The sequence below is a fragment of the Pseudomonas sp. F007 genome, assembly GCF_057814275.1.
This window is the reverse complement of the sequence record NZ_JBVATA010000003.1, coordinates 245357-269928: the sequence shown is the minus strand read 5'-3', so window position 1 is coordinate 269928 and position 24572 is coordinate 245357. Positions and strand designations below refer to the sequence as shown.

Below are 24572 nucleotides of genomic sequence, written 5' to 3'. Positions count from 1 at the left end.
TCTTATTCCATGTCTTTCTGCCAAGCGGTGTCTTTGAACCACTTGTCATGGATGCGATCGTAGGTGCCGTCTTCGTGGATCTGGTGCAGGAAGTTGTTGATGAAGTTCAGGCTGTCGTAGTCGCCCTTCTTCAGACCGAACGCCAGAGGCTCGTAGGTGAACGGCTTGTCGAGGAACACCAGCTTGCCGTTACCTACCTTGTTCACCGCCACGACGTTGTACGGCGCGTCGTAGACAAAGGCATCAGCCTTGCCGTTGACCACGTCCAGCACAGCTTCCTGCTCGTTGTCGTAGCCGTGGTACTTGGCCTTGGACATCAGCTTCTTGGCGACCATTTCGCCGGTGGTGCCCAGCTTGGAGGTGATGCGGTAGTCGGCGCTGTTCAGGTCTTTATAGGACTTGATGGTGCCTTCCAGTTCCTTGCGGATCAGCAGGGTCTGGCCAACCACGATGAAGGGTTCGCTGAAGTTCAGGCGCAGGTTGCGCTCCTGGGTCAGGGTCATGCCGCTGCCGATCATGTCGAACTTGTCGGTCAGCAAGGCCGGGATGATCCCGTCGTAACCGGTGGACACCAGCTCCAGCTTGACGCCCATGGCCTTGGTCATGGCCTTGAGCAGGTCGACTTCAAAGCCGATGATTTCGCCGCGCTTGTTGGTCATTTCGAACGGCATGTAGGTCGGATCCATGCCGACTTTCAAGGTGCCGCGCTTGACCGCGTCATCGATGGCGCCAGCCTGTGCGGCGTTGACGGCAACCAGTGCGGTGACGCCAAGCAGCAGCATCGAGAGATACTTCTTCATCATCAAAGTCCCCAATCTTTTTGTAGTCAGGCGCGCAAATTGCCGTTTTCTTGTGGAAATCCGGCAGAAAAGGACAGAAGGCTGTCCAGGCGCACCAAAGAAGGCAGCGATGCTAACGCACTCGTCGACTTGGACAAAGAGGATGAAGGCTTTTGTCGTAGTTCATTGCCTTCGCAGCACGTAGGAAGATTCACCGTTTTCGACGGGCAAAAAAAACCCCGCATCTGCATGCGGGGTTTTTCGTCAGGCCGGTTGTGCCTGCACGCTCAGGGGCTTGAGCGGCAACAAGGGCGCATGGGGGTCGGCTTTCACCGAACCGCGCCAGGCGTCCAGCCACTCGGCATGACCTTCGCTCCAGACCTGCTCGTGCAGACGGGCCAGGGCCACCGGGTCGCTGAGCAGTTGCAGGCGCTCATGGTTGTTCAGCCCCGCAGGGCCGACTTTCAACGCATGGCGCACACGCTCGGCGCGCAACCACTCGATCGGCTCGGCCTGGCCGTGACGCGAAGTCGCCAGCGCACACGCCAGGGCGTTTTGCTGCGGATCGACCACGGCACGGATGAAGCCGTCGTTCAGCGCGTGCCAACGGTTTTCGTGGGTGTACTGATCAGTCGCCAGCAAGGCCTGTGGCGGATTGTATTCCTCAGGGATGAGGAACAGGCTCTCGTCACGGGACTTGAGGCCCAGGCCAACGCGGCTGGAGATCACCGAGACCGGGATCGACAGCATCAGCGAACCGACAATCGGCACCAGCCACCACAGGAAGCTCGGGTTCAGCCAGATCACCAGCAGCGCCCAGAAGAAACCCAGCAGGGTTTGCGGACCGTGGCGCTTGACCGCTTCGCTCCACGGCGTCGAGTCGTCGTCACGCTGCGGCGAATTCCAGGTCGCGGCCCAGCCGAGGAACGCGGCGAGCACGAAACGGGTGTGGAAAATCATCCGCACCGGCGCCAGCAGCATGGAGAACAACATCTCCAGCAGCATCGACAAGGTCACCTTGAACTTGCCGCCGAACTCTTTCGCGCCCTTGGCCCAGATCAGGATGATGCTCAGCAACTTGGGCAGGAACAGCAGCACGATGGTGGTCGAGAACAGCGCGATGGCCTTGTCCGGGTGCCATTGTGGCCACAGAGGATACAGTTGGCGGGGTTCGAGGAAGTACTGCGGCTCCATCAGCGTGTTGACCGCCAGCAGCGCCGTCGACAGCACCAGGAAGAAGAACCACAGCGGCGCCGACAGGTATGACATCACGCCGGTGAGGAACACCGCGCGGTGCACCGGGTGCATGCCCTTGACCAGGAACAGGCGGAAGTTCATCAGGTTACCGTGGCACCAGCGACGGTCACGCTTGAGTTCGTCCAGCAGGTTCGGCGGCAGTTCTTCGTAGCTGCCCGGCAAGTCATAGGCAATCCACACGCCCCAGCCGGCACGGCGCATCAGCGCCGCTTCAACGAAGTCGTGAGACAGGATCGCACCAGCGAACGCGCCTTTACCGGGCAGCGGCGCCAGGGCGCAGTGCTCGATGAACGGCTTCATGCGGATGATCGCGTTGTGGCCCCAGTAGTGGGATTCACCCAGCTGCCAGAAGTGCAGGCCGGCGGTGAACAGCGGACCGTACACACGGGTAGCGAACTGCTGCATGCGTGCATAGAGCGTATCCATGCCCGACGCCCGTGGCGCGGTCTGGATGATCCCGGCGTCCGGCGTGGCTTCCATCAGGCGCACCAGGCTGGTCAGGCACTCGCCGCTCATCACCGAGTCGGCATCGAGCACCACCATGTACTTGTAGTCGCCACCCCAGCGCCGGCAGAAGTCGTCGAGGTTGCCGCTCTTGCGCTTCACGCGACGGCGGCGACGGCGATAGAAGATCTTGCCGAAGCCCTTGGCCTCGCGGCAGACGTCCAGCCAGGCCTGTTGCTCGGCCACACAGATATCGGTGTCGTTACTGTCACTGAGGACGAAGAAATCGAAACGGTCGAGATCGCCGGTGGCGGCGACCGATTCGAAAGTGGCACGCAAACCGGCGAACACCCGAGGCACGTCTTCGTTGCAGATCGGCATCACCAACGCGGTGCGCGCGTCTTTCGGAATCGCCTCGTTGCCCGCGCTTTTCCCGGAGATACGGTACTTATCGTGACCGGTGAGCAATTCCAGAAAACCCATCAGCGCGGTCCAGAAACCGGCCGAGACCCAGCAGAACAGAATCCCGAACAGGATCAGGATGCTGGTCTGCAAGGCATACGGCAGCACTTGCGTGGCGGTCTGCAGCAGCGGTTGGTGCATGACTTCTTCGAGGTCGACGAACGACCAGCCCTGGTACGGCATGATGCCTTTCATGTACCAGCCGGCGACGATGGTCTGGCCGAGCATCAGCAGCAGCAGAATGTAACGCCGGATCGAACCGACGGTGCGCCAGCGCGCAGCCGGCAACACCCGCTCATCCTTGGGTGGCGCCGGCGGGTTGGTGCGGCCAGTCAGCCGCCGCCAGCCACGCACCAGAATATTGGTGCGCCACGGCTCGGGCACCACCTTGGTCCGACGGATCGGCGGGGTCGCCTTGAGGCAGACCCGACCGCTGGCGTCGAGCGCAAGCATTTCGGCCTCCTCCAGCTCCTCGGCGGAGTTGAGAGTGAGGCGGCGGCCAACCGAGGCCTGTGCGGCCTCGCTCGGTGCGTCGAAGGTCGAGGACGACAGGCGTTCATGCAGTTCGCTGAAAGACTTGCAGCCCGCCAGTTCGGCGCGCTGCTCATCGGTCATCGGCAGGTGCGCCAGATACTCGCTGAGAGTCTCTGGCTGTGCGTGGGAATTACTCATCGGCAGGCAACTGATAGCTCCAGGTCTCGGTCAGGACTTCTTCAGTCGGCGCCGATTCCGGTGTGGCTGGGGCCGCGTCGGCAGCAGCAGGCTGCTTGGCGTCATTGTTGGTAGCCTTGTCCTTGGCATCCGCGACCGGCTTGGCTTCGGCTTTATTCGCCTCGGTAGCCTTCGCATCTTTCTCGGCTTTCTCCGCCTGCTTCGCAGCGACCTTGTCAGCCTTGGCCACCGACGAGGTGGACGCCGGGATCGAGGTCTTGGCCAGATCGGCCGGCACGATGTTCTGCACCAGAGCTGCGCGCATCTCGGTGGACTTGCTCGGATCCTTGATCTTCAGTCGCAGGGTCAGGCGCCAGCCCTTGGTTTCCGGGTTGTAGCGCACGCTGTTTTCGACCAGTTCGGCGTTATCGCCAACGCTGACCTGGCTGCGCACGTCAGTATCGGCTGGCAATGCCGCCAGGGACGGACCTTCGAAGTCCACCAGGTAGGCCACGCTGCCGTCCGGCTGACGAATCAGGTTGGACTGCTTGACGTCACCGGTGGATTTCAAGGTCTGGCTGACCCAGGCGCTGTCCGGCGCGTGAATCGCCGCCTCGTCCATGGTCCAGTGCATGCGGTAGGCGAAGTCCAGCGGCTTGCCCGGTTCCGGCATGGTTTCCGGGCTCCAGAACGCTACGATGTTGTCGTTGGTTTCGTCAGCGGTCGGAATCTCCACCAGGTCGACGGTGCCCTTGCCCCAATCGCCTTTCGGTTCGATCCAGGCACTTGGGCGCTTGTCGTAGCGGTCGTCGAGGTCTTCGTAGTGGCTGAAATCGCGGCCACGTTGCAGCAGGCCGAAACCACGCGGATTCTCGACCGAGAAGTTGCTCACGGCCAGGTGTTTCGGGTTGTTCAGCGGACGCCAGATCCACTCGCCATTGCCGGCGTGAATCGCCAGGCCGCTGGAGTCGTGCAGTTCACGGCGGTAGTTGAGGACTTTCGACGGCTGGTTGGCGCCGAACAGGAACATGCTGGTCAGCGGCGCGATGCCCAGTTTGCCAACCTTGTCACGCAGGAACATCTGCGCCTTGACGTCGACAATGGTGTCGCTGCCTGGACGCAGGATCAGGCGGTAGGCACCGGTGGCCCGTGGCGAATCCAGCAGGGCGAAGATCACCAGATGCTTGTCGCCTGGCTTCGGCTGTTGAATCCAGAACTCGCGAAAACGCGGAAATTCTTCGCCGGATGGCAAGGCGGTGTCGATTGCCAGGCCGCGGGCGGACAAGCCGTAGACGTGATTCTTGCCGACCACGCGGAAGTAGCTCGCGCCGAGCATGGTCATGATTTCGTCTTGCTTGTCGGCCTTGTTGATCGGGTACAGCACACGGAAACCGGCATAACCCAGTTGCTCGGTGGCCTTTGGATCGAACTTGAGGTCGCCAAAATCGAAACGATTTGGGTCGTATTTGATCTCTTCGACGGTGTTAGCCGTAATTTCGTTGATTTTCACCGGCGTATCGAAGTGCATGCCCTGGTGATAGAACGACAGCTTGAACGGGGTCTTCTTGTCCGCCCACTCGGCCTTTTCGGTGAGGAAGCGAATTTTCTGATAATCGGCGAACTTCATCTCGCGGAATTCGTTCGGCAGATTGCTGCGCGGGGCTTCGTACTTCTGCCCGGCCAACTCTTGCGCCTTGGCCGACACGTCGTTCAGATTGAATGCCCAGAGCTGGCCGGCGCTGAGCAGGCACAACAGGGCAGAGCCCGCAGCCAGTGCGTTGCGCAACCGTTTGGCAGACAATTTTGGTGCAGTACAGGGACTAACAATCACGAGCAACCCTCGCCGAAAACAGATCAAAAAACCAACGGCCAGCTATCTATATGCCAGGTTGGCGAGCATTGTTCGGACTCCGATGGGGCAAAATGATTCCCCAAACGGTCGCGAACAAGTCTCTACCTAAGTCAAAAATGGGCCAACGAACGCTGATCCCCGTAGCGCGGGATTATCTAGTAGCCCGCGTTACAACGCATCAGGGGTAACAAAGTATTTATTGCGAAAAACCCCTGTTTCATCCCGAAACACGCCGGAAAAGATGTTTCAAACGCTTTCAGGTCTGTAACAGGAAAGTCACCGGGCCATCATTGACCAGATGCACCTGCATGTCCGCGCCAAATCTGCCTGATGCCACATTGCCATGCAACTGTTGCGCTTTGCCTAATAGATAGTCAAAAAGCGCTTCGCCGAGTGCCGGAGGGGCAGCGGTCGAAAAGCTCGGGCGCAGGCCACTCTTGGTATCGGCGGCGAGGGTGAACTGCGAGACCAGCAGCAAACCACCGCCAACGTCGGCCAGGGACAGGTTCATCTTGCCCTCGGCGTCACTGAACACCCGATAGTTAAGCAGCTTATGCAGAAGTTTGTCGGCACTTGCCCGGGAATCCTGAGGCTCGACGGCGACCAGCACCAGCAACCCCTGGTCGACCGCCCCGACAATTTCCCCCGCCACTTCGACGCGCGCACCTCGCACGCGCTGCAACAGGCCCTTCATGCTTCTTCCGGCGGCAGGTCGAGCAAGCGTCGCGCCATCTGGCTCGCCGCCCGTACCAGGGCATCGGTAATGCCCGGCTCGGAAGCCGCGTGGCCGGCGTCGCGAATCACTTGCAGCTCGCTGTTCGGCCAGTTCTGGTGCAGCTCCCAGGCATTGTCCAGCGGGCAGATCACGTCGTAGCGACCATGGACGATGACGCCTGGCAGGTGGGCGATCTTGCCCATGTCACGAATCAACTGGTCCGGCTCGAGGAAGGCATTGTTGGTGAAGTAGTGGCATTCAATCCGGGCAATCGACAGCGCACGCTGCGGTTCGGAGAAGCGATCGACCACCAGCGGGTTCGGACGCAGGGTCGCGGTACGGCCTTCCCACAACGACCAGGCCTTGGCGGCGTGCATCTGGGCAATCTGGTCGTTGCCCACCAGGCGCTTGTGGAAGGCGCTGAGCAAGTCGTGGCGCTCGTCCTGAGGAATCGGCGCGATGTAGTCCTGCCAATAGTCAGGGAACAGACGGCTGGCGCCTGCCTGGTAAAACCATTCGATTTCTTGCGGGCGGGCGAGAAAGATCCCACGCACGATCAGACCATGGACACGCTCGGGATGGGTTTGCGCATAGGCCAGTGCCAGGGTCGAACCCCAGGAGCCGCCGAACAGCACCCATTTGTCGATGTTCAGGTGCTGGCGAATTTTCTCCATATCCGCCACCAGGTCCCAGGTGGTGTTGTTCTCCACGCTGGCGTGCGGGGTGGACCGGCCACAGCCACGCTGATCGAAGGTGACGATACGGTACAGGTTCGGATCGAAATAGCAGCGGCTCGCCGCATCGCAGCCGGCCCCCGGACCGCCGTGAATGAACACCACTGGCAAACCTTCCGGTGAGCCGCTCTCGTCGACATACAGGGTATGGGTTTCATCGACAGCCAGATCGTGCCGGGCGTAGGGTTTGATCTGCGGAAACAATGTCTGCATTGCGCGCTCCGTAAAGGGTCGAGGTCATCCCTGGGGGGACTACTTTTATTCTGCCGTTGGGCATCATAAACCCGATTGAAGCGCGGAGCATGTCCCTGAAGAAAATACGGTTTTGCGGGCACCTGATGGCGATGCCCGCCGCACTGCAGCTTAGCGGTAAGCCTTTTGCCCCCAGCTCAACAACCCCTGCAGCAACTCCTTCAACACCCCCCGCGTCGGCTCCGCCAGATCCGTCCGATAGCGGAACGGCTCGAACTCTTCCATGTAGGTGCACTGGCCCAGTTCCAGTTGCACGGCATGGATGTTCTCGGCCGGATTGCCGTAATGGCGGGTGATGTGGCCGCCTTTGAAGCGCCCGTTCAGCACATGGCTGTAGGCCGGATGCCCGGCGCAGATCGCTTCCAGCTGCGATGCCAACTGCGGATCGCAACTGGCGCCATTAAAGGTACCGAGATTGAAGTCCGGCAGTTTGCCGTCGAACAGGTGCGGGATGATCGAGCGGATCGAGTGGGCGTCGAACAGCAGCGCGTAACCGAATTCGGCCTTGAGGCGTGCCAGTTCGCTTTGCAGGGTCTGGTGATACGGGGTCCAGATCTGCTGCAGATAAGTGGCACGCTCTTCTTTCGACGGCTCCTGCCCTTCCTTGAACAGTGGAATCCCATCGAACAGCGTCGCCGGGTACAGGCCAGTGGTAGCGCCGACATACAGCGGCTTGTCGTCGGACGGCCGGTTGAGGTCGATGACGAAGCGCGAGTACTCGGCTGCCAAGGTGCTGGCGCCCAGTTCCGCGGCGAAATCGTACAGCTGCGGAATGTGCCAGTCGGTGTCCGGCAGACTTTTCGCGTCAGCGATCAAGCCGGCTTCGACCGCCGGGGTCAGGCGGGTACCGGCGTGAGGCATGCTGATCAGCAGCGGTAGCCGGCCTTGTTTGAAGTTCAGAACCTTATCCACAGCTGCTCTCCTAAATCTCGACTTCGACGCCGTGACGCACGACGCGTTTTTCCAGTTCGCCACCCAACCAGTACGACAGGTCGGCGGGACGATCGATTTGCCAGGCGACAAAGTCGGCGACCTTGCCCACTTCCAGCGAACCATGGGTCTGCTGCATGCCCAGGGCCGTGGCCGCATGAATGGTCGCGCCGGCCAGGGCTTCTTCCGGGGTCATACGGAAACAGGTGCAGGCCATGTTGAGCATCAGGCGCACCGACAGCGCCGGCGAAGTCCCAGGGTTGAGGTCGCTGGCAATTGCGATCTTCACCTTGTGTTTGCGCAAGGCATCCATGGGGGGCAGCTGGGTTTCGCGCAGGAAGTAGAACGCCCCCGGCAACAGCACCGCGACCGTGCCGGCGGCGGCCATGGCGATGGCGTCGTCTTCGGTCATGAACTCCAGGTGGTCGGCGGACAACGCCTGGTAACGCGCTGCCAGGCTGGAGCCGTGCAGCGACGACAATTGCTCGGCGTGCAATTTCACCGGCAAACCGAGTTGCTGCGCGGCAATGAACACCTTCTCGACTTGCGCCGGGGAAAACGCCAGGTACTCGCAGAACGCATCCACCGCGTCCACCAGGCCCTCGGCCGCCAGGGCCGGGAGCATCTCGGCGCAGATATGCTCGATGTAGTCGTCGGCGCGGTCCTTGTACTCCGGCGGCAAGGCGTGGGCGGCCAGGCAGGTGGTGCGCACGCTGATCGGAAAGGCTTCGCCGAGGCGCCGGGCGACCCGCAGCATCTTGCCTTCGTTGGCCAGGTCGAGGCCGTAGCCGGACTTGATTTCGACGCTGGTGACGCCGTCGCGCAGCAGGCTTTTCAGGCGCTTGGCGGCGCTGGCGAACAGTTGATCTTCGCTGGCCGCGCGGGTCGCGCGCACGGTGCTGGCGATGCCGCCACCGCTGGCGGCGATTTCCGCGTAGCTGACGCCTTGCAGGCGCTTTTCGAATTCATCGCTGCGGTTGCCGCCGAACACCGTGTGGGTGTGGCAGTCGATCAGGCCCGGGGTGACCCAGGCGCCGCCGAGGTCGTGGACCTCGGGGTAGTAGTCGGACGGCAGCTCAAGACGTGGGCCGATCCACTCGATGAGCGCACCGGACGTCACGATGGCGGCATCCTCGATGATCGAGTAGGTGCCCTGCGCCATGCTTGCGACGTGGCAGTGTTGCCAGAGGGTTTTCATCCCGGGCCTCCGTGGGGTTATCGATGAGAGGTAGAAGGGTCGCGGGCGACTTCGACCGGCTTGACCCACAGTTTATAAGCAATCACCAGCAGCACGATCCACACGGCACCCACCACCAGCGCGGCCTGGGTGTCCGGGAAGTAACCCAGTACACCAAACACGAACAGCATGAACACGATGGCCGCCGCCGGCGCGTAGGGCCAGAACGGTACCGGGAATTGCAGTGCGGCCACCTGCTCGCGGGTCATGGAGCGGCGCATGGCGACCTGGGTGACCAGGATCATCAGCCAGACCCAGACGGTGGCGAATGTCGCGATCGAAGCGATCACCAGGAACACGTCCTTGGGAATCAGGTAGTTCAGCACCACGCCGCCGAGCAACGCAGCGCCCATGACGACCACGGTCATCCACGGCACGCCCTGTTTCGACAACTGCGCAAAACCTTTCGGCGCATGACCTTGCTGGGCCAGGCCGTACATCATGCGCCCGGCGCCAAAGATGTCACTGTTGATCGCCGAGACCGCGGCCGAAATCACCACGATGTTCAGGACGATCGCCGCCGAGCTGATGCCCAGGCTGTCGAAAATCTGCACGAACGGGCTGCCCTGGCTACCGATTTGCGGCCAAGGAAAGATTGCCATCAGCACGAACAGGGTCAGCACGTAGAACAACAGGATTCGCAGGGGTACGGCGTTGATCGCCTGCGGAATCACCCGTTGTGGGTCCTTGGCTTCGCCGGCAGTGATGCCGATGATTTCGATGCCGCCGAAGGCGAACATGACGACGGCCAAGGAAGCGATAACGCCGCCGATGCCATTGGGCATGAAGCCGCCATGGGCCCAGAGGTTGCTGACGCCGGTGGCCTGTTCAGTGCTGGCCGAACCGATGCCGAACAGCATGATGCCGAAGCCGCCGAGGATCATCGCGACGATGGCCGCGACCTTCAGCAGCGACAGCCAGAACTCCATCTCGCCGAATACCTTGACGTTGCACAGGTTCAGGCCGCCGATCAGCAGCACGATGCCCAGCACCCAGATCCAGCGCGCGACCTCGGGAAACCAGAAGCCCATGTAGATGCCAAAGGCGGTGACGTCCGCCAGGCAGACGATGATCATTTCGAAGGCGTAGGTCCAGCCAAGGATAAAGCCGGCCATCGGTCCGAGGTAGGTGCTGGCGTAGTGGCCAAAGGAGCCGGAGACCGGGTTGTGCACGGCCATTTCGCCGAGGGCGCGCATGACCATGAATACCGCTGCGCCACCGATCAGGTAGGCCAGCAATACGGCAGGGCCGGCCATCTGGATGGCCGAGGCGGAGCCGTAGAAAAGCCCGGTGCCGATCGCCGACCCCAGTGCCATGAAGCGAATATGTCGGGCAGATAGCCCGCGTTTCAAGCCTTTGTCTGGCGGTTGCATTGCTCGTCCCTAATTATTCTTGTCGACGCAAAAGCGAATCGCGGGCAAGTCGAATCGTCGACTTGCCCGCGATGGGTCCTTACAGGCTCGGCAGCAACTTCGCCGTCACCAGCTCATTCAGGCAGCGCGACGCCAACAGCGCGCTGGCCGCGTTGATGTCCGGCGCGAAGAAACGGTCCTTCTCGTAGAACGGCACTTCAGCACGCAGCACGCCACGGGCCTGCTCGAGTTTCGTCGAGGTTTTCAGGCCGTCGCGCAGGTCCAGGCCCTGGCAGGCAGCCAGCCACTCGACCGCCAATACACCACGGGTGTTTTCGGCCATTTCCCACAGACGCTTGCCAGCGGCTGGCGCCATGGAGACGTGGTCTTCCTGGTTGGCGGACGTCGGCAGGCTGTCCACCGAGTGCGGGTGGGCCAGGGCCTTGTTCTCGCTGGCCAGTGCCGCTGCAGTCACCTGGGCGATCATGAAGCCGGAGTTGACGCCACCGTTGGCCACCAGGAACGGCGGCAGCTGCGACATGTGCTTGTCCATCATCAGCGAGATGCGACGCTCGCTCAGCGAACCGATTTCGGCGATCGCCAGGGCGATGTTGTCCGCCGCCATGGCCACAGGCTCGGCGTGGAAGTTACCACCGGAAATCACGTCGCCTTCGGCAGCGAACACCAGCGGGTTATCCGACACGGCGTTGGCTTCGATTGCCAGCACTTCGGCCGCCTGGCGGAACTGGGTCAGGCAAGCGCCCATGACCTGTGGCTGGCAACGCAGGGAGTACGGGTCCTGGACCTTTTCGCAATTCTGGTGCGAGTCGGACACTTCACTGCGCGCGCCCAGCAGGTCGCGGTAAGCGGCGGCGACGTCGATCTGGCCTTTCTGGCCGCGAGCGGCGTGGATGCGCGCGTCGAACGGCGAGCGCGAGCCCAATACGGCTTCCACGGTCAGGCCGCCCAGCGCCAGCGCGCCGGCGAACAGGTCTTCACCTTCAAACAGGCCACGCAGGGCGTAAGCGGTGGAGACCTGGGTGCCGTTGAGCAGCGCCAGACCTTCCTTGGCGGCCAGGGTCAGCGGGGTCAGGCCGGCGACTTTCAGCGCTTCGGTCGCTTCCAGCCACTCACCTTTGTAACGCGCCTTGCCTTCGCCCAGCAGCACCAGCGACATGTGCGCCAGCGGTGCGAGGTCGCCGGAGGCACCGACCGAACCTTTCAACGGAATGTGCGGGTAGACCTCGGCGTTGATCAGGGCGATCAAAGCATCGATCACCAGCCGACGGATACCGGAGAAGCCACGGCTCAGGCTGTTGACCTTGAGCACCATGATCAGCCGTACCAGCGCGTCGCTGATTGGCTCGCCGACACCGGCGGCGTGGGACAGCACCAGCGAGCGCTGCAGGTTTTCCAGGTCTTCGCTGGCAATCCGGGTCGAGGCCAGCAGGCCGAAACCGGTGTTGATGCCGTAGGCGGTGCGGTTCTCCGCAAGAATCTGCTCAACGCAGGCGACGCTGGCGTCGATTTGCGCCGAGGCACTGTCGTCCAGGGTAATGCTGACCGGCTGTTGGTACACGGCGCGCAATTGGGCGAGGCTCAGTTGGCCAGGGATCAGTTTCAGTGCAGTCACATTCATTCTCCTTTTGAGAGTTATAGGCCCTTGAATTCAAGGGCTGTAACCAGACGCTCCGGAGATATCCGTTGTCCGTCGCTTCCCTCTGGTTGTGAGGGATTGCGCCTTGGCACGCTGGCTGGGTTCGAAAAATCAGGGGTGATCGGGTACTACCTGGTGCAGCAAATTCGGTTGTTTCAAGACACTGGCGGCGGCGGCAATATCCGGGGCCAACCAGCGATCCTGGTCATAGGCTGGCACGCGCTCACGCAACAGGCGCCAGGCGCGATCGGTGCCCGCGCCGAAGCGCTGGGCCTTGAGAAATTCGAAAGCCTGAGCGGCCAGCAAGTACTCGATGGCGAGGATCTGCGTGCAGTTTTCCAGGGTCTGCAGCAGTTTAAGTGCGGCGTTGGTGCCCATGCTCAGGTGATCTTCCTGCAGCCCCGAGGTGACGAAGTTGTCGAGCACGGCCGGCTGTGCCAACTGGCGGTTTTGCGCACAGAGCGACGCGGCGACGTACTGCACGATCATCATTCCCGAGTTGACGCCCGGATTGGCCACCAGAAACGCCGGCAGGCCGCTGACGTGCGGGTTGATCAAACGGTCGAGGCGTCGCTCGGCAATCGAACCGATTTCCGCCATGGCAATCGCCAGCAAGTCGGCCGCCATGGCGACCGACTGGCCATGGGGGTTGGCCTGCGACACCACCCGGTAATTGTCCGGGGTGCCCAGCACCAGCGGGTTGTCGGTGGCGCTGTTGAGCTCGGTTTCGATCTGCCGGCTCGCATGCGCCAACTGATCGCGTGCGGCGCCGTGGACCTGGGGAATCGAGCGCAGGCTGAGGGCGTCCTGGGTGCGAATGCCCTTGCTCTGGGCGATCACTTCGCTGTCCTCGAGCAGAGCCCGCAGATTGACGCCGACCTGTTGCATGCCCGGGTGCGGCTTGAGCGCGATTATCTGTGGATCGAAGGCATCGATCTGGCCGCGTTGGGCCTCGAAACTCATGGCCCCGATCACATCGGCCCACTCCAGCAGACGGCTTGCGTCGTCCAGTGCCAGGCAGCTCAGGCCGGTCATGCACGGCGTACCGTTGACCAGGCACAAACCATCCTTGGCGCCGAGCCGCACCACTGGCAGCCCTTCTTCGGCCAACGCCTGCTGCGCCGGGACGATCTGTCCGCGATAGCTGACGTTGCCGACGCCCAGCAGCGCAATGCTGACGTGGGCCATGTGGGTCAGGTAGCCCACCGAACCTTGTGCCGGGACTTGTGGGGTGATGCCGCGGTTGAGCAGCGCCAGCAGCGCTTCGACCACCTGGCGCTGCAGGCCGGATTTGCCCTGGCTGTAGATAACGATGGCGGCGCAGATGATCGCCCGGGTCTGCTCGTCGGCCAGTGGCGCACCGACGCCGCAGGCATGGCTGAGCAAGGTGTTGCGTGACAGCTGGCTGAGTTGTTCGTCCTGCAGCGACACGTTGCACAAGGCGCCGAGGCCGGTGTTGATGCCATAGGCACGCTCGCCACTGGCGACGATGCGCTGGACGATGGCCTGGGCGTTGTCGATCCGCGCCCAGGTGCCGGGCGCCAGCTCGAGCTGCGCGCCATGCCGGGCAACGGCGACCACGTCCTGCCAACGCATGGGGGCGTCGGCGATGATGATTTTTTCAGCCTGGGACATCTTCAAACCTCAACCGTACATCCTGAATATTGATGCAGCATTGCCGACGCCTTCGCTGGTAAGCCAGCTCCTACACGCTGGCTTGCCAGCGAAGGAGCCCGCACTTGCACCACCAATCTCTTAAACCACCGCCGCCCGCCGCTGCACAAACCGGTCGACATACTCATCCGCCGGCGAATGCAGGATCTCTTTCGGCGTGCCGACCTGGATCAGGCGGCCGTCCTTGAGAATGGCGATGCGGTTGCCGATACGCACCGCTTCATCGAGGTCGTGGGTGATGAACACGATGGTCTTGTGCAGGGTCTTTTGCAGCTCCAGCAACTGGTCCTGCATCTCGGCGCGGATCAGCGGATCGAGGGCACTGAAGGCTTCGTCCATCAGGATGATGTCGGTGTCGGCCGCCAGGGCACGGGCCAGGCCAACGCGCTGGCGCATGCCGCCGGACAGCTGGTGCGGGTACTTGTTCTCGTAGCCCTTGAGGCCCACGGTATTGATCCAGTGCAGCGCGCGTTCGTTGCACATCTGCTTGCTCTCGCCACGGATCTTCAGGCCATAGGCGACGTTGTCCAGCACGCTGCGGTGCGGCAACAGGCCGAAGCTCTGGAACACCATGCTGATCTTGCGCCGGCGAAATTCGCGCAGGGCTTCCATGTCGTATTGCAGGATGTCCTGGCCGTCCACCAGAATCGCGCCGCTGGTCGGGTCGATCAGGCGGTTGAAGTGGCGCACCAGGGTCGACTTGCCGGAACCCGACAGGCCCATGATCACGAAGATCTCGCCGCTGCCGATGCTCAGGGACAGGTCGTTGACCCCGACCACACAACCGGTCTCGGCCAGCACCTGGTCCTTGGTCTTGTTCTGGCGAATCATGTTCAGCGCGTCGGCCGAACGATTGCCGAAAATCTTGAAGACGTTTTTGACTTCGATCTTGGCTGCGTTGCTCATTTGCTCACCTCATGCCGTGGCCGGCCGTAGGCCTGGGTAATGCGGTCGATGACCACAGCGAGAATCACGATCGCCAGGCCGGCTTCAAGGCCACGTCCGACGTTGAGGGTCTGGATCCCGACCAGGACGTCTTCGCCCAGGCCGCGGGCACCGATCATCGAGGCGATCACCACCATCGAAAGGGCCATCATCGTGGTCTGGTTGATCCCGGCCATGATGCTCGGCAGGGCCAGTGGCAGTTGCACGCCAAACAGCTGCTGCCAGCGGTTGGCACCGAAAGCATTGATCGCCTCCATCACCTCGCCGTCCACCTGGCGGATGCCCAGGTCGGTCAGGCGGATCAGCGGCGGCGCGGCGTAGATCACCGTGGCGAAAATCGCCGGGACCTTGCCCAGGCCAAACAGCATCAGCACCGGAATCAGGTACACGAAGCTGGGCATGGTCTGCATGATGTCGAGCAGCGGCATCAGCACCGAGCGCAGGCGATTGCTGCGGGCCGAGAGGATCCCCAGCGGCACGCCGACCAGCACCGAAATGACCGTGGCCACCATCATCAGCGCCAGCGTCTGCATCAGCTTGTCCCACAGGCCGACCGCGCCCACCAGGAACAGCAGGCCAACGATCACGCCGGTGGTCACCAGCTTGCGCGTGGCGTGCCAGGCGACACCGGCAACGATTGCCAGCATCAGCCACCAGGGCGCCGCACGCAGCAGGCCTTCAAGGTTGACGATGGCCCAGAGCAGGGTGTCGGAGATGTGGCGGAACACATCGCCGTAGTTGGTCACCAGCGAATCGACCCAACCGTTGACCCAGTCGGCGATGGAAAAGGTAAAGCTTTCAGGAAACATAGGAGACTCTCAATCAAGGGGTTGTGATCAAGCGTCCGACTGCCCTTGCAGGCAGCCGGAAAGGCTCGACCTACAAAGCCGCGTCGATTTTCTTGGCCGCATCTTCACTGACCCATGCGTGCCAGACTTCAGGATGTTCCTTCAGGAAGATCTTCGCCAGTTTTGGCGACTCGATCCGCTCTTTGGTCATGCGTGCCAGGTTCTGGTTCAGCAGATCGATCGGCAGGTTGACCTTTTCCAGCACGGCCACCAGTTCCGGTGCCTCGTCGTGGAACGTTTTCGACAGGCCGACCTTGATGGTCACGCTCTTGTCGACACCGGCCTTCTCTTCCAGCTTGACCACGTCGATCTGGCCCATCAGCGGAGTGGGCGACCAGTAGTAGAACAGGATCGGCTCACCACGCTTGTAGCTCGACAGGACGGCGGCATCGAGGGCCGGACCGGTGCCTGGGCGGAAGTTGGTGTAGCTGCTTTCCAGGCCGTAGCTCTTGAGCATTTCGCTGTTGTCCAGCTCACAGGTCCAGCCAGCCGGGCAGTTGTAGAAACGGCCCTTGCTCGGTTCTTCCTGATCCTTGAACACGGCGGCGTACTTGCCCAGGTCGGCAATGGACTTGAGGTCCGGCGCCTTGGCTTCCAGCTTGCGCTTGGCATCGCCTTCGATCACGTAACGCGGCACGTACCAGCCTTCGATGGCACCGACCACCGGTGCACCGACGCCCACCACCTTGCCGGCCTTCTCGGCCTTGTTCCAGACTTCACTGCGGCCTACCCACTCCTCGGCGAAGACTTGAATATCGTTGCTGCTCAGGGCGTTTTCCATGGTGATGGAATTGCCTGGCAGGCTGTCGGTCTTGCAGTCGTAACCTTTCTCCAGCACCACCTGCATCACGTCGGTCAGCAGCATGCCGCTTTCCCAGTTCAGCCCGGCGAATTTCACTGGTTTGCCCGATTCACACCAACCGGCCGCCTGGGAGGCGCCAGCACTGGCCATCAGGCCCACAGCAATCAGAGTGCCCAGCAGAGTCTTATGCATTGTTGTTCGCTCCTAATCAAGAATTGGCATACGGCAGTCAAGAGGCATCCAGCCCTGTCTACGTCCAATTGAGCGATACCGCTGTCACGCGGCTTGCTCCACTCAGCTTTTGTTCGATGACCGCTTTAGTTGTAGGAGCGAGCCTGCTCGCGAAGGCGTCTTTCCTGACACACCTAGGTGCGTCCTTCGCTGGCAAGCCAGCTCCTACAGGGTTCTGCTTTTATTTGCCGGTAATCATCGGCAGGTTCAGACCTTGTTCCTTGGCGCAATCGATCGCGATCTGGTAACCGGCATCGGCGTGACGCATGACACCAGTGGCCGGGTCGTTGTGCAGGACACGTGCGATCCGCTCAGCCGCTTCGTCGGTACCGTCGCAGACAATCACCATGCCCGAGTGCTGGGAGAAGCCCATGCCGACGCCGCCGCCGTGGTGCAGGGAAACCCAGGTCGCGCCGCTCGCGGTGTTGAGCAGGGCGTTGAGCAGTGGCCAGTCGGACACGGCGTCGGAACCGTCCTGCATCGATTCGGTTTCGCGGTTCGGGCTCGATACCGAACCGGAGTCCAGGTGGTCGCGACCGATGACGATCGGCGCCGACAGCTCGCCGCTGCGCACCATTTCGTTGAACGCCAGGCCGAGCTTGGCGCGCAGGCCCAGGCCAACCCAGCAGATACGTGCCGGCAGACCCTGGAAGCTGATGCGCTCACGCGCCATGTCCAGCCAGTTGTGCAGGTGGGCGTCGTCCGGGATCAGTTCCTTGACCTTGGCGTCGGTCTTGTAGATGTCTTGCGGATCACCCGACAGCGCAGCCCAACGGAACGGACCGATGCCGCGGCAGAACAGCGGACGGATGTAGGCCGGGACGAAGCCCGGGAAGTCGAAGGCATTTTCCACGCCTTCTTCCTGGGCCATCTGGCGAATGTTGTTGCCGTAGTCGAAGGTCGGCACGCCCTGCTTCTGGAACTCGAGCATGGCTTTGACGTGCACGGCCATCGATTGCTTGGCGGCCTTCACCACAACAGCCGGCTCGGTCTTGGCGCGAGCGCGGTACTCTTCCCAGGTCCAGCCAGCCGGCAGGTAGCCGTTGAGCGGGTCGTGGGCGCTGGTCTGGTCGGTGACCATGTCCGGGCGCACGCCACGCTTGATCAGTTCCGGGAGGATTTCCGCGGCGTTACCCAGCAGGGCAATGGAGATCGCCTTGCCTTCCTTGGTGTACTTGGCGATACGTGCCAGGGCGTCGTCGAGGTCTTTGGCCTGCTCGTCGACATAACGGCTGTTCAGGCGGAAGTCGATGCTCACCTGCTGGCATTCGATGTTCAGCGAGCACGCGCCGGCCAGGGTCGCGGCCAGTGGCTGGGCGCCGCCCATGCCGCCGAGGCCGGCGGTCAGGACCCACTTGCCGGTCAGGTCATCGTTGTAGTGCTGGCGACCGGCTTCGACGAAGGTTTCGTAGGTGCCCTGGACGATGCCCTGGCTGCCGATGTAGATCCAGCTGCCGGCGGTCATCTGGCCGTACATGGCCAGGCCCTTGGCATCCAGTTCGTTGAAGTGTTCCCAGTTCGCCCAATGTGGCACCAGGTTGGAGTTGGCGATCAGCACGCGCGGGGCATTGCTGTGGGTCTTGAACACGCCGACCGGCTTGCCGGATTGCACCAGCAGGGTCTCGTCGTCATTCAGGTTGGTCAGGCTCTCGACGATCTTGTCGTAGCACTCCCAGTTACGCGCTGCGCGACCGATACCGCCGTAAACCACCAGTTCTTTCGGGTTTTCGGCAACCTGTGGGTCGAGGTTGTTCATCAGCATGCGCAGCGGCGCTTCGGTCAGCCAGCTCTTGGCGGTCAGCTGGTTGCCGCGAGCAGCGCGGATTTCTACGTCACGAAACTTCGTCGGTTTATTCTCGGTCACGAAAAGCACTCCTCAGCAATCAATCCAAACCAACCCAGGCGGTGGGCGAGCGAGCCGGCGAGCAACAGTGCTTGCCAGCGAATCAGTGGACGATGGTCGAGTCTTCGTGACTCATACGCATACGTCTTTACTTGTACATACAAGCATATGCAATCGAGCGGCCAACTTATTGGATAGCCGTTCAATAAAGTGTTGGAAATGGCTGAAACACCACAAGCGCAAGGGTTTGCACGGTGGAGTGATTCTCGACCGACCAGCGCCGACAAGCGACGGCGACTGTTACTTAGGTGTGCTTTCGCCCTGAACTGGGGCATTCGGTAACACGCGCGGCACACAACAGAGCATTCAGGAAACACCCTACGCGCTCACCAGATGCGCCCTACTCCATCAACCCGGATCCTCGCCGACTACCCAGTGACGCTACTTTTGCGAGGAACACCCGATGAAACAGTGGAAAGTCAGAACTCACCTCCTGCTGCTGGCCAGCCTCCTGCTCAGCAGCGTGACGGGCATTGGCGCCCTCGGCTTGTACGGCATGCGCTCGACCGTCCAGGGACTGGAAACGGTGTACCTGGACCGAGTCATTCCGTTGCAGGACTTGAAGCGGATCGCCGAGCTGTACTCGGCGCAGATCGTCGACGCCGCCCACAAGGCCCGCAGTGGCGCCTTTACCGGCGAACAGGCGGTGGAACAGATTGAACGGGCGCACGCTGAAATCGACACACTCTGGCGCCACTATCGCTCGACCCAGCTGATTGCCCGGGAGGTGCAGTTGATCCACCGGATCACGCCGTTGATGCAGGCCACCGACGCACCGCTCGAACGGCTGCAGCTGATACTGCGACGTCACCCGCTCAGCGACCCGAGCCTGGAACAGTTCGTTGCCAACGAGCTGTATCCCCTGATCGATCCGTTGAGCGAGCTGTTCGCGCAGTTGATCCAGGCTCAGCTCGACGAGGCCCGGCAAGAGTTCGTCCACAGCCAGGATCGCTACGCAACCTACGTACTGTGGGTGGCGCTGCTTTTGGCACTGACCCTGCTGTCGGGCAGCCTTTATGCCCTGCTGTTTGGCGCCCGCCTGAGCCGCTACCTCGGCGCCGAACCCCACGAACTGGCGAGCATCAGCACCCAGATTGCCCAGGGCCAGCTCAGCGAACCGGCCACCTACGGCCCGCTTTCCACCGGCGTCATGCACTCGGTAGAAGCCATGCGCCGCAGCTTGCGCGGGATGATCAGCAAGGTCCGCGAGGCTTCGCGACACATCGAGTCGTCGACCCTGAACCTGAGCGTGGTGTCCGAGCAGGGCCTGCGCCAGGCCGCCGAACAAAACGCCGCCGCCTCGTCGATTGCTGCGGCGGTGGAGCAAATGTCCGCCAACATCACCCACATCGCCGAGAACGCCGCCCAGGCCCAGGCCACCACGCAGAAGGCCGAGCAGATCACCGCCCTGGGCATCACCAGCATGGAGCGCTCGATCATCGAGATGCAGCAGATCGCCGTAATGGTGACCCAGACCTCGAGCGAAATCGATCAACTGACCCTGCACTCCAATGCCATCGGCAAGATTGTCGACGTGATCCACAGCATTGCCGAACAGACCAACCTGCTGGCCCTGAATGCCGCCATCGAAGCCGCCCGGGCTGGCGAACAGGGCCGTGGTTTTGCCGTGGTGGCCGAAGAAGTGCGCGAGCTGGCCACCCGCACCACCCGCTCCACCGATGAAATCGTGGCGCTGGTGAGCGCCATTCAAAGTGGTATGCGCAAGGCCAACAGCAGCATGAACGCCGGCCGCGAGCGAGTGCTTCAAGGCCAGCAACTGATCGACAGCGCCGGCAGCTCGATGAATGACGTCAAGGCGGTGCTGGACGCCTCGCTGGAGGCGGTCAGGCAGATATCCCACGCCTTGCAGGAGCAGCGCGAGGCCAGCGAGGACGTTGCGCGCAACGTGGAAACCGTCGCCCAGCGGGTCGAAGAAAATGTCACGGCGCAGCAGGATGTGGTCAAGACCATCCATGCCCTGCAGCAAATGTCGAGTGAACTGGAGGGGACCGTTCGAGGGTTTGTGCTCGAACGGCAGTAATCGCGATCAGCCGTGCGGTGTCAGCTCGATCACACAGCAGGAGCCATTGATAGCCACCTCCAGCAGGGTGCTGTTGGCGTCCAGTTGCAGGCAGTCGTGGCGACCGAGCCGCTGGGTGTCTTGATCAACAGTGACCGCCAGCTGCTCGGCGACGCTGAACACCAGCAAGGTGCTCGCGGCACTGAAAAACCGCTGCTCGCCCGCCAGCCACTGCAACCGCGCACGGTAGCGCTGGGGCGCATAAATCAGGTTGAAGTCGCGAATCGCCCCGCCCAGCAAGGTGCAGGACACCTGGCTCTCGCCGCTGAAGGCGAAGGGATCGAGGGGCAGCAACGGGCGAGTGTCCTGGCCATCAACGGTCAGTGTCATGCCCTCGCCTTGCAGCACGGTGATTACCCGCTGGTAGCCGGCGAAGGTCGAGAAACCGCCCGACTCGCCGATGTCGGCAATCGACAGGCGCCAGCCGAAGCCGTCCAGCCCGGTGCCGGCGTCGCGGGTGATTTCCTCGGTGCTGCCGCCGCCGTTTTTCCACGGCATGCGCGGATAGTCGACCGCGCGCAAGACTTTCAACTGACTCATGACTGCCTCAATGCTTACTTGTGAAAGCGCCCTTCCAGGCGATGACGGGAACCAGGGTGAATCAGCCGTGCGGCGGTCACCGGCTGGCGACCCGACCAGGTGCGCCGACGAATCAGCAGGCACGGCTCGCCTTTCTCGATCTGCAGCAACTTGCATTCACTCGACTCGGCGAGGATCGCCTCGACCACATGCTCGCCCTCGGTCAGCGGCGCCACCTGGTTCAGGTAGGCGTAGGGGGTTTGCACGGTGAAGTCCTGCTTGAGGTACTCCGGCGCCACCAGCGCGTTGACGAAGCGGTCTTCGATCTGCACCGGAATGTCGTTTTCGTAATGCACGATCAGCGAGTGGAAAACCTTTTGCCCTTCGCGCATATCCAGCGCAAGCGCGCGCTCGGAGCCGGCGGCTTCCTCTTCCAGGGTGATCACCTGGCAGGTGTGGCGATGACCGCGCGAGGCGATTTCATCGGCGATGTTATGCACTTCAAACAGGGCCGACTGGCTTTTCGGTTCGGCAACAAAGGTGCCGACGCCCTGCATGCGCACCAACAGGCCGTCCGCGGTCATCTCGCGCAAGGCGCGGTTGATGGTCATGCGGCTGAAACCCAGTTGGCTGACCAGCTCGCTTTCCGACGGCACGCGGTAGTGCGGCGGCCAGTTCCCGCTGTCGATCTGCTGGGTGATCATCTGTTTGACGCGGGCATACAAGGGCGCCGGACTGTCGCCCAGGTTGGCACTCAGCGGCGTGTTGGCAGGCGGAGTCGGCACGGGAAATCCTTGTTGAGGGATAAAGGTTGCTAGCTTGCCGGAGTTTACCGGGCAGGCAAACGTCTGTATATGTATATACAAATAACACACGATGGGGTGCTGAACCATGTCCGCCTTCTTTGCCGAGCGCGCGCTACTGCCTAACGGATGGGCCAATCATGTACGTCTTGAGGTCGGCGCCGACGGCCTGCTGACCCACATCCAGGCCGATGCCAGTGCTGAAGGCGCCGAGCGCTTGAGTGGGCCGGTGCTGCCGGGCATGCCCAACCTGCACTCCCACGCATTCCAGCGGGCCATGGCCGGGCTGGCGGAAGTGGCCGGCAATCCGAACGACAGTTTCTGGACCTGGCGCGACTTGATGTACCGTCTCGTCGGAAAAATCAGCCCGCAACAGCTGGGCGTAATTGCCCGCCAGCTGTACATCGAGATGCTCAAGGCCGGCTACACCTCGGTCGCCGAATTCCATTACGTGCACCACGACCACAATGGCCAGCCCTACGCCGACCCGGCCGAGCTGTCGTTGCAGATCAGCCAGGCTGCCAGCGCCGCCGGCATCGGTTTGACCCTGCTCCCGGTGCTCTACAGCCACTCCGGTTTCGGTGGCCTGGCGCCGAACGACGGCCAGCGCCGCTTCATCAACAGCACGCAACACTACCTCGACCTGCAAGCGCGCCTGCAGCCGATCCTGGCGAAGCAGCCGGCGCAATCCCTGGGCTTGTGCTTCCACTCGTTGCGCGCGGTCACGCCGCAACAGCTCAACGAGGTGCTGGCCGCCAGCGACAAGCAGTGCCCGGTGCACATTCACATCGCCGAACAGCAAAAGGAAGTCGACGACTGCCTGGCCTGGAGCGGTCGCCGGCCGCTGCAATGGCTGTATGAAAACACCGAGGTCGATCAGCGCTGGTGCCTGGTCCACGCCACCCACGCCAATCCCGAAGAGGTCAGCCTGATGGCGAAAAGTCGCGCCATCGCCGGCCTGTGCCTGACCACCGAAGCCAACCTCGGCGACGGCATCTTCCCGGCCGTGGACTTCCTCGCCCAGGGCGGTCGCATGGGCATCGGTTCCGACAGCCACGTGTCGCTGAGCGTGGTGGAAGAATTGCGTTGGCTGGAATACGGCCAGCGCCTGCGCGACCAGCGGCGCAATCGCCTGTATGGCGCTGAACAGCCGATGGTCGGTCGCACCCTGTACGACGCCGCGCTCGACGGTGGCGCACAGGCCCTGGGCCAACCGATTGGCGCCCTGGAAGTCGGCAAGCGCGCCGACTGGCTGGTGCTCGATGGCAACGACCCGTACCTGGCGACCGCGAGCGGCGACGGGATTCTCAATCGTTGGTTGTTTGCTGGCGGCGACCGCCAGGTACGTGATGTACTGGTCAATGGCCAGTGGGTGGTGCGCGGCGGGCAGCATGCAGGCGAAGAGGAAAGCAATCGCGCCTTCACCCAGGTGCTGCGCGATTTGCTCGGCTGAAACGCTCGGGATTGTGGCGAGGGAGCTGGCTCCCTCGCAGCAGGCTTACTTCGAGGTCTGCGCCATGCGGGTGTCCGACACGCGCCAGATCAGGCGGGTGGTGTCGTAGCCCTGCTGACGAGCGCGGCTGAGCAGCTCTTCGCGGGTCTCGGCGTTGACTTCCGGCTTGCGCGACAGCAGCCACAGGTAGCGGCGATTGGGGTTGCCGACAATCGCGGTCTGGTAGTCATCGCTGACGTACAGCACCCAGTAGTCGCCCTTGACCACGCCCGGCAGCAAGCGAGTGAACCAGTTGTCGAAATTGACCCAGAGCTTGTCGGTCTTGCCCGGCACCTGCGCGACGGCCGTGCCGCGGGCTTCTTCCCACTTCCAGTCGGCGGTCAGGCAGCGGTTGAGCACATCGATTTCGCCGTTGGGCTTGAGTGCGTAGTGGGCTTCGGATTGCGCGCAGTTGCGCTGGAAGTACATCGGCATGCGCGCCAGTTCGTACCATTTGCCCTGATAACGCTTGAGATTGACCTCGCCGGCCGTTTTCGGGGCGAGCGAATCATCGCCATGGGTGGCGCAGCCAGCCAAGATCAGGCTGGCAAAGAGAGCTATTACAAACCGCATCATTATTCTTCTCCCGAGGGCGCGTGGCCCCGGTTTACTTCAGGCCTTGCCCGGAAAACATCAGCACTTTGTCACCGGCGTACTGCACGCTGATAAAGCTGTTCTTGTCGCCCCAGGTGCAGCTGGACATGCCCAGTGCGCCGGAACAATCGGCTGGTTTGCCGAGCAGGTTTTCCACGTCGGCCTTGGGCATGCCCGTCGACAATTTCGAGTAGTTTTCCTGGTTGACCTTGCTGCACGCGACCAACAGCACGCAAAACGAAAGCAAGGCGATAGATCGCAGCGACATGGTGAAACTCCTGGAAAGAAACGCTGGCATGGCTGCCAACCAGAAGCTTAGAAGAGAAAACCCCCATCTGGTTCCCAGCCCCCGTGGGAAT

20 protein-coding genes are annotated in these 24572 nt (G+C 62.2%); 2 read left to right on the top strand and 18 right to left on the bottom strand.

Going from position 1 to position 24572, the window contains the following annotated elements; translation table 11 throughout:
- Positions 1-2: 2 nt before the first annotated feature.
- From ACZYR5_RS08685 to hutU, 14 genes are all read right to left on the bottom strand, one after another.
- Positions 3-800 carry a transporter substrate-binding domain-containing protein gene (locus tag ACZYR5_RS08685; RefSeq protein WP_489089249.1) on the bottom strand — a complete coding sequence of 266 codons (798 nt, stop codon included), beginning with the start codon at positions 798-800 and terminating at the stop codon, positions 3-5.
- Positions 801-1043: 243 nt separating this feature from the next.
- A complete protein-coding gene (gene mdoH, locus ACZYR5_RS08680; protein WP_489089248.1) occupies positions 1044-3614 on the bottom strand; it encodes a glucans biosynthesis glucosyltransferase MdoH in 2571 nt (856 codons plus the stop codon).
- Positions 3607-5424, bottom strand: coding sequence for a glucan biosynthesis protein (locus ACZYR5_RS08675; RefSeq protein WP_489089247.1), 1818 nt, complete (start codon positions 5422-5424; stop codon positions 3607-3609). The genes mdoH and ACZYR5_RS08675 overlap by 8 nt, the downstream gene beginning before the upstream one ends.
- A 277-nt stretch (positions 5425-5701) precedes the next feature.
- Positions 5702-6139: a D-aminoacyl-tRNA deacylase gene (dtd, locus tag ACZYR5_RS08670; protein WP_489089246.1), complete on the bottom strand. Its 438-nt coding sequence runs from the start codon at positions 6137-6139 to the stop codon at positions 5702-5704.
- Complete coding sequence (gene pip, locus ACZYR5_RS08665) at positions 6136-7107, bottom strand: prolyl aminopeptidase (protein ID WP_489089245.1); 972 nt, start codon at positions 7105-7107, stop codon at positions 6136-6138. The genes dtd and pip overlap by 4 nt, the downstream gene beginning before the upstream one ends.
- 150 nt (positions 7108-7257) lie before the next feature.
- On the bottom strand, positions 7258-8058 hold the full coding sequence (gene hutG, locus ACZYR5_RS08660) for an N-formylglutamate deformylase (protein ID WP_489089244.1): 801 nt from the start codon (positions 8056-8058) through the stop codon (positions 7258-7260).
- A 10-nt stretch (positions 8059-8068) separates the two neighbouring features.
- Positions 8069-9274, bottom strand: a complete 1206-nt coding sequence (gene hutI / locus ACZYR5_RS08655) for an imidazolonepropionase (protein ID WP_489089243.1) — start codon at positions 9272-9274, stop codon at positions 8069-8071.
- A gap of 17 nt (positions 9275-9291) precedes the next feature.
- A complete protein-coding gene (locus ACZYR5_RS08650) occupies positions 9292-10686 on the bottom strand; it encodes an amino acid permease (RefSeq protein ID WP_489089242.1) in 1395 nt (464 codons plus the stop codon).
- Positions 10687-10765: 79 nt separating this feature from the next.
- The gene (hutH, locus tag ACZYR5_RS08645) at positions 10766-12304 is read right to left on the bottom strand and encodes a histidine ammonia-lyase (RefSeq protein ID WP_489089241.1); all 1539 of its coding nucleotides are present in this window, start codon (positions 12302-12304) and stop codon (positions 10766-10768) included.
- Between the two features lie 129 nt (positions 12305-12433).
- The gene (gene hutH, locus ACZYR5_RS08640; RefSeq protein WP_489089240.1) at positions 12434-13957 is read right to left on the bottom strand and encodes a histidine ammonia-lyase; all 1524 of its coding nucleotides are present in this window, start codon (positions 13955-13957) and stop codon (positions 12434-12436) included.
- A 120-nt stretch (positions 13958-14077) separates the two neighbouring features.
- Positions 14078-14902, bottom strand: a complete 825-nt coding sequence (locus ACZYR5_RS08635) for a quaternary amine ABC transporter ATP-binding protein (RefSeq protein ID WP_489089239.1) — start codon at positions 14900-14902, stop codon at positions 14078-14080.
- Positions 14899-15750, bottom strand: coding sequence for an ABC transporter permease (locus ACZYR5_RS08630; RefSeq protein WP_489089238.1), 852 nt, complete (start codon positions 15748-15750; stop codon positions 14899-14901). The genes ACZYR5_RS08635 and ACZYR5_RS08630 overlap by 4 nt, the downstream gene beginning before the upstream one ends.
- A 70-nt stretch (positions 15751-15820) precedes the next feature.
- Positions 15821-16783 (bottom strand): ABC transporter substrate-binding protein, encoded by a 963-nt coding sequence (locus ACZYR5_RS08625; protein ID WP_489089237.1) that lies wholly within the window; start codon positions 16781-16783, stop codon positions 15821-15823.
- 220 nt (positions 16784-17003) lie between these two features.
- The gene (gene hutU / locus ACZYR5_RS08620; protein WP_489089236.1) at positions 17004-18686 is read right to left on the bottom strand and encodes a urocanate hydratase; all 1683 of its coding nucleotides are present in this window, start codon (positions 18684-18686) and stop codon (positions 17004-17006) included.
- A 442-nt stretch (positions 18687-19128) separates the two neighbouring features.
- Here hutU and ACZYR5_RS08615 point away from each other — a divergent pair, with 442 nt between their 5' ends.
- On the top strand, positions 19129-20766 hold the full coding sequence (locus ACZYR5_RS08615; RefSeq protein ID WP_489089235.1) for a HAMP domain-containing methyl-accepting chemotaxis protein: 1638 nt from the start codon (positions 19129-19131) through the stop codon (positions 20764-20766).
- A 6-nt stretch (positions 20767-20772) separates the two neighbouring features.
- Here ACZYR5_RS08615 and ACZYR5_RS08610 read toward each other — a convergent pair whose 3' ends face one another.
- Both ACZYR5_RS08610 and hutC read right to left on the bottom strand, forming a co-directional pair.
- Positions 20773-21345 (bottom strand): HutD/Ves family protein, encoded by a 573-nt coding sequence (locus ACZYR5_RS08610; RefSeq protein WP_489089234.1) that lies wholly within the window; start codon positions 21343-21345, stop codon positions 20773-20775.
- A 14-nt stretch (positions 21346-21359) separates the two neighbouring features.
- Positions 21360-22028, bottom strand: a complete 669-nt coding sequence (gene hutC, locus ACZYR5_RS08605) for a histidine utilization transcriptional repressor HutC (RefSeq protein ID WP_256351103.1) — start codon at positions 22026-22028, stop codon at positions 21360-21362.
- 187 nt (positions 22029-22215) lie between these two features.
- On the opposite strand from hutC, the gene ACZYR5_RS08600 reads away from it, so the two are divergent.
- Complete coding sequence (locus tag ACZYR5_RS08600; protein ID WP_489089233.1) at positions 22216-23580, top strand: formimidoylglutamate deiminase; 1365 nt, start codon at positions 22216-22218, stop codon at positions 23578-23580.
- A gap of 45 nt (positions 23581-23625) precedes the next feature.
- Here the strand turns inward: ACZYR5_RS08600 and ACZYR5_RS08595 are convergent, their stop codons facing one another.
- Positions 23626-24195 carry a lipocalin family protein gene (locus ACZYR5_RS08595; protein ID WP_489089232.1) on the bottom strand — a complete coding sequence of 190 codons (570 nt, stop codon included), beginning with the start codon at positions 24193-24195 and terminating at the stop codon, positions 23626-23628.
- 31 nt (positions 24196-24226) lie between these two features.
- Positions 24227-24481: a hypothetical protein gene (locus ACZYR5_RS08590; RefSeq protein WP_027617380.1), complete on the bottom strand. Its 255-nt coding sequence runs from the start codon at positions 24479-24481 to the stop codon at positions 24227-24229.
- Positions 24482-24572: the final 91 nt, after the last annotated feature.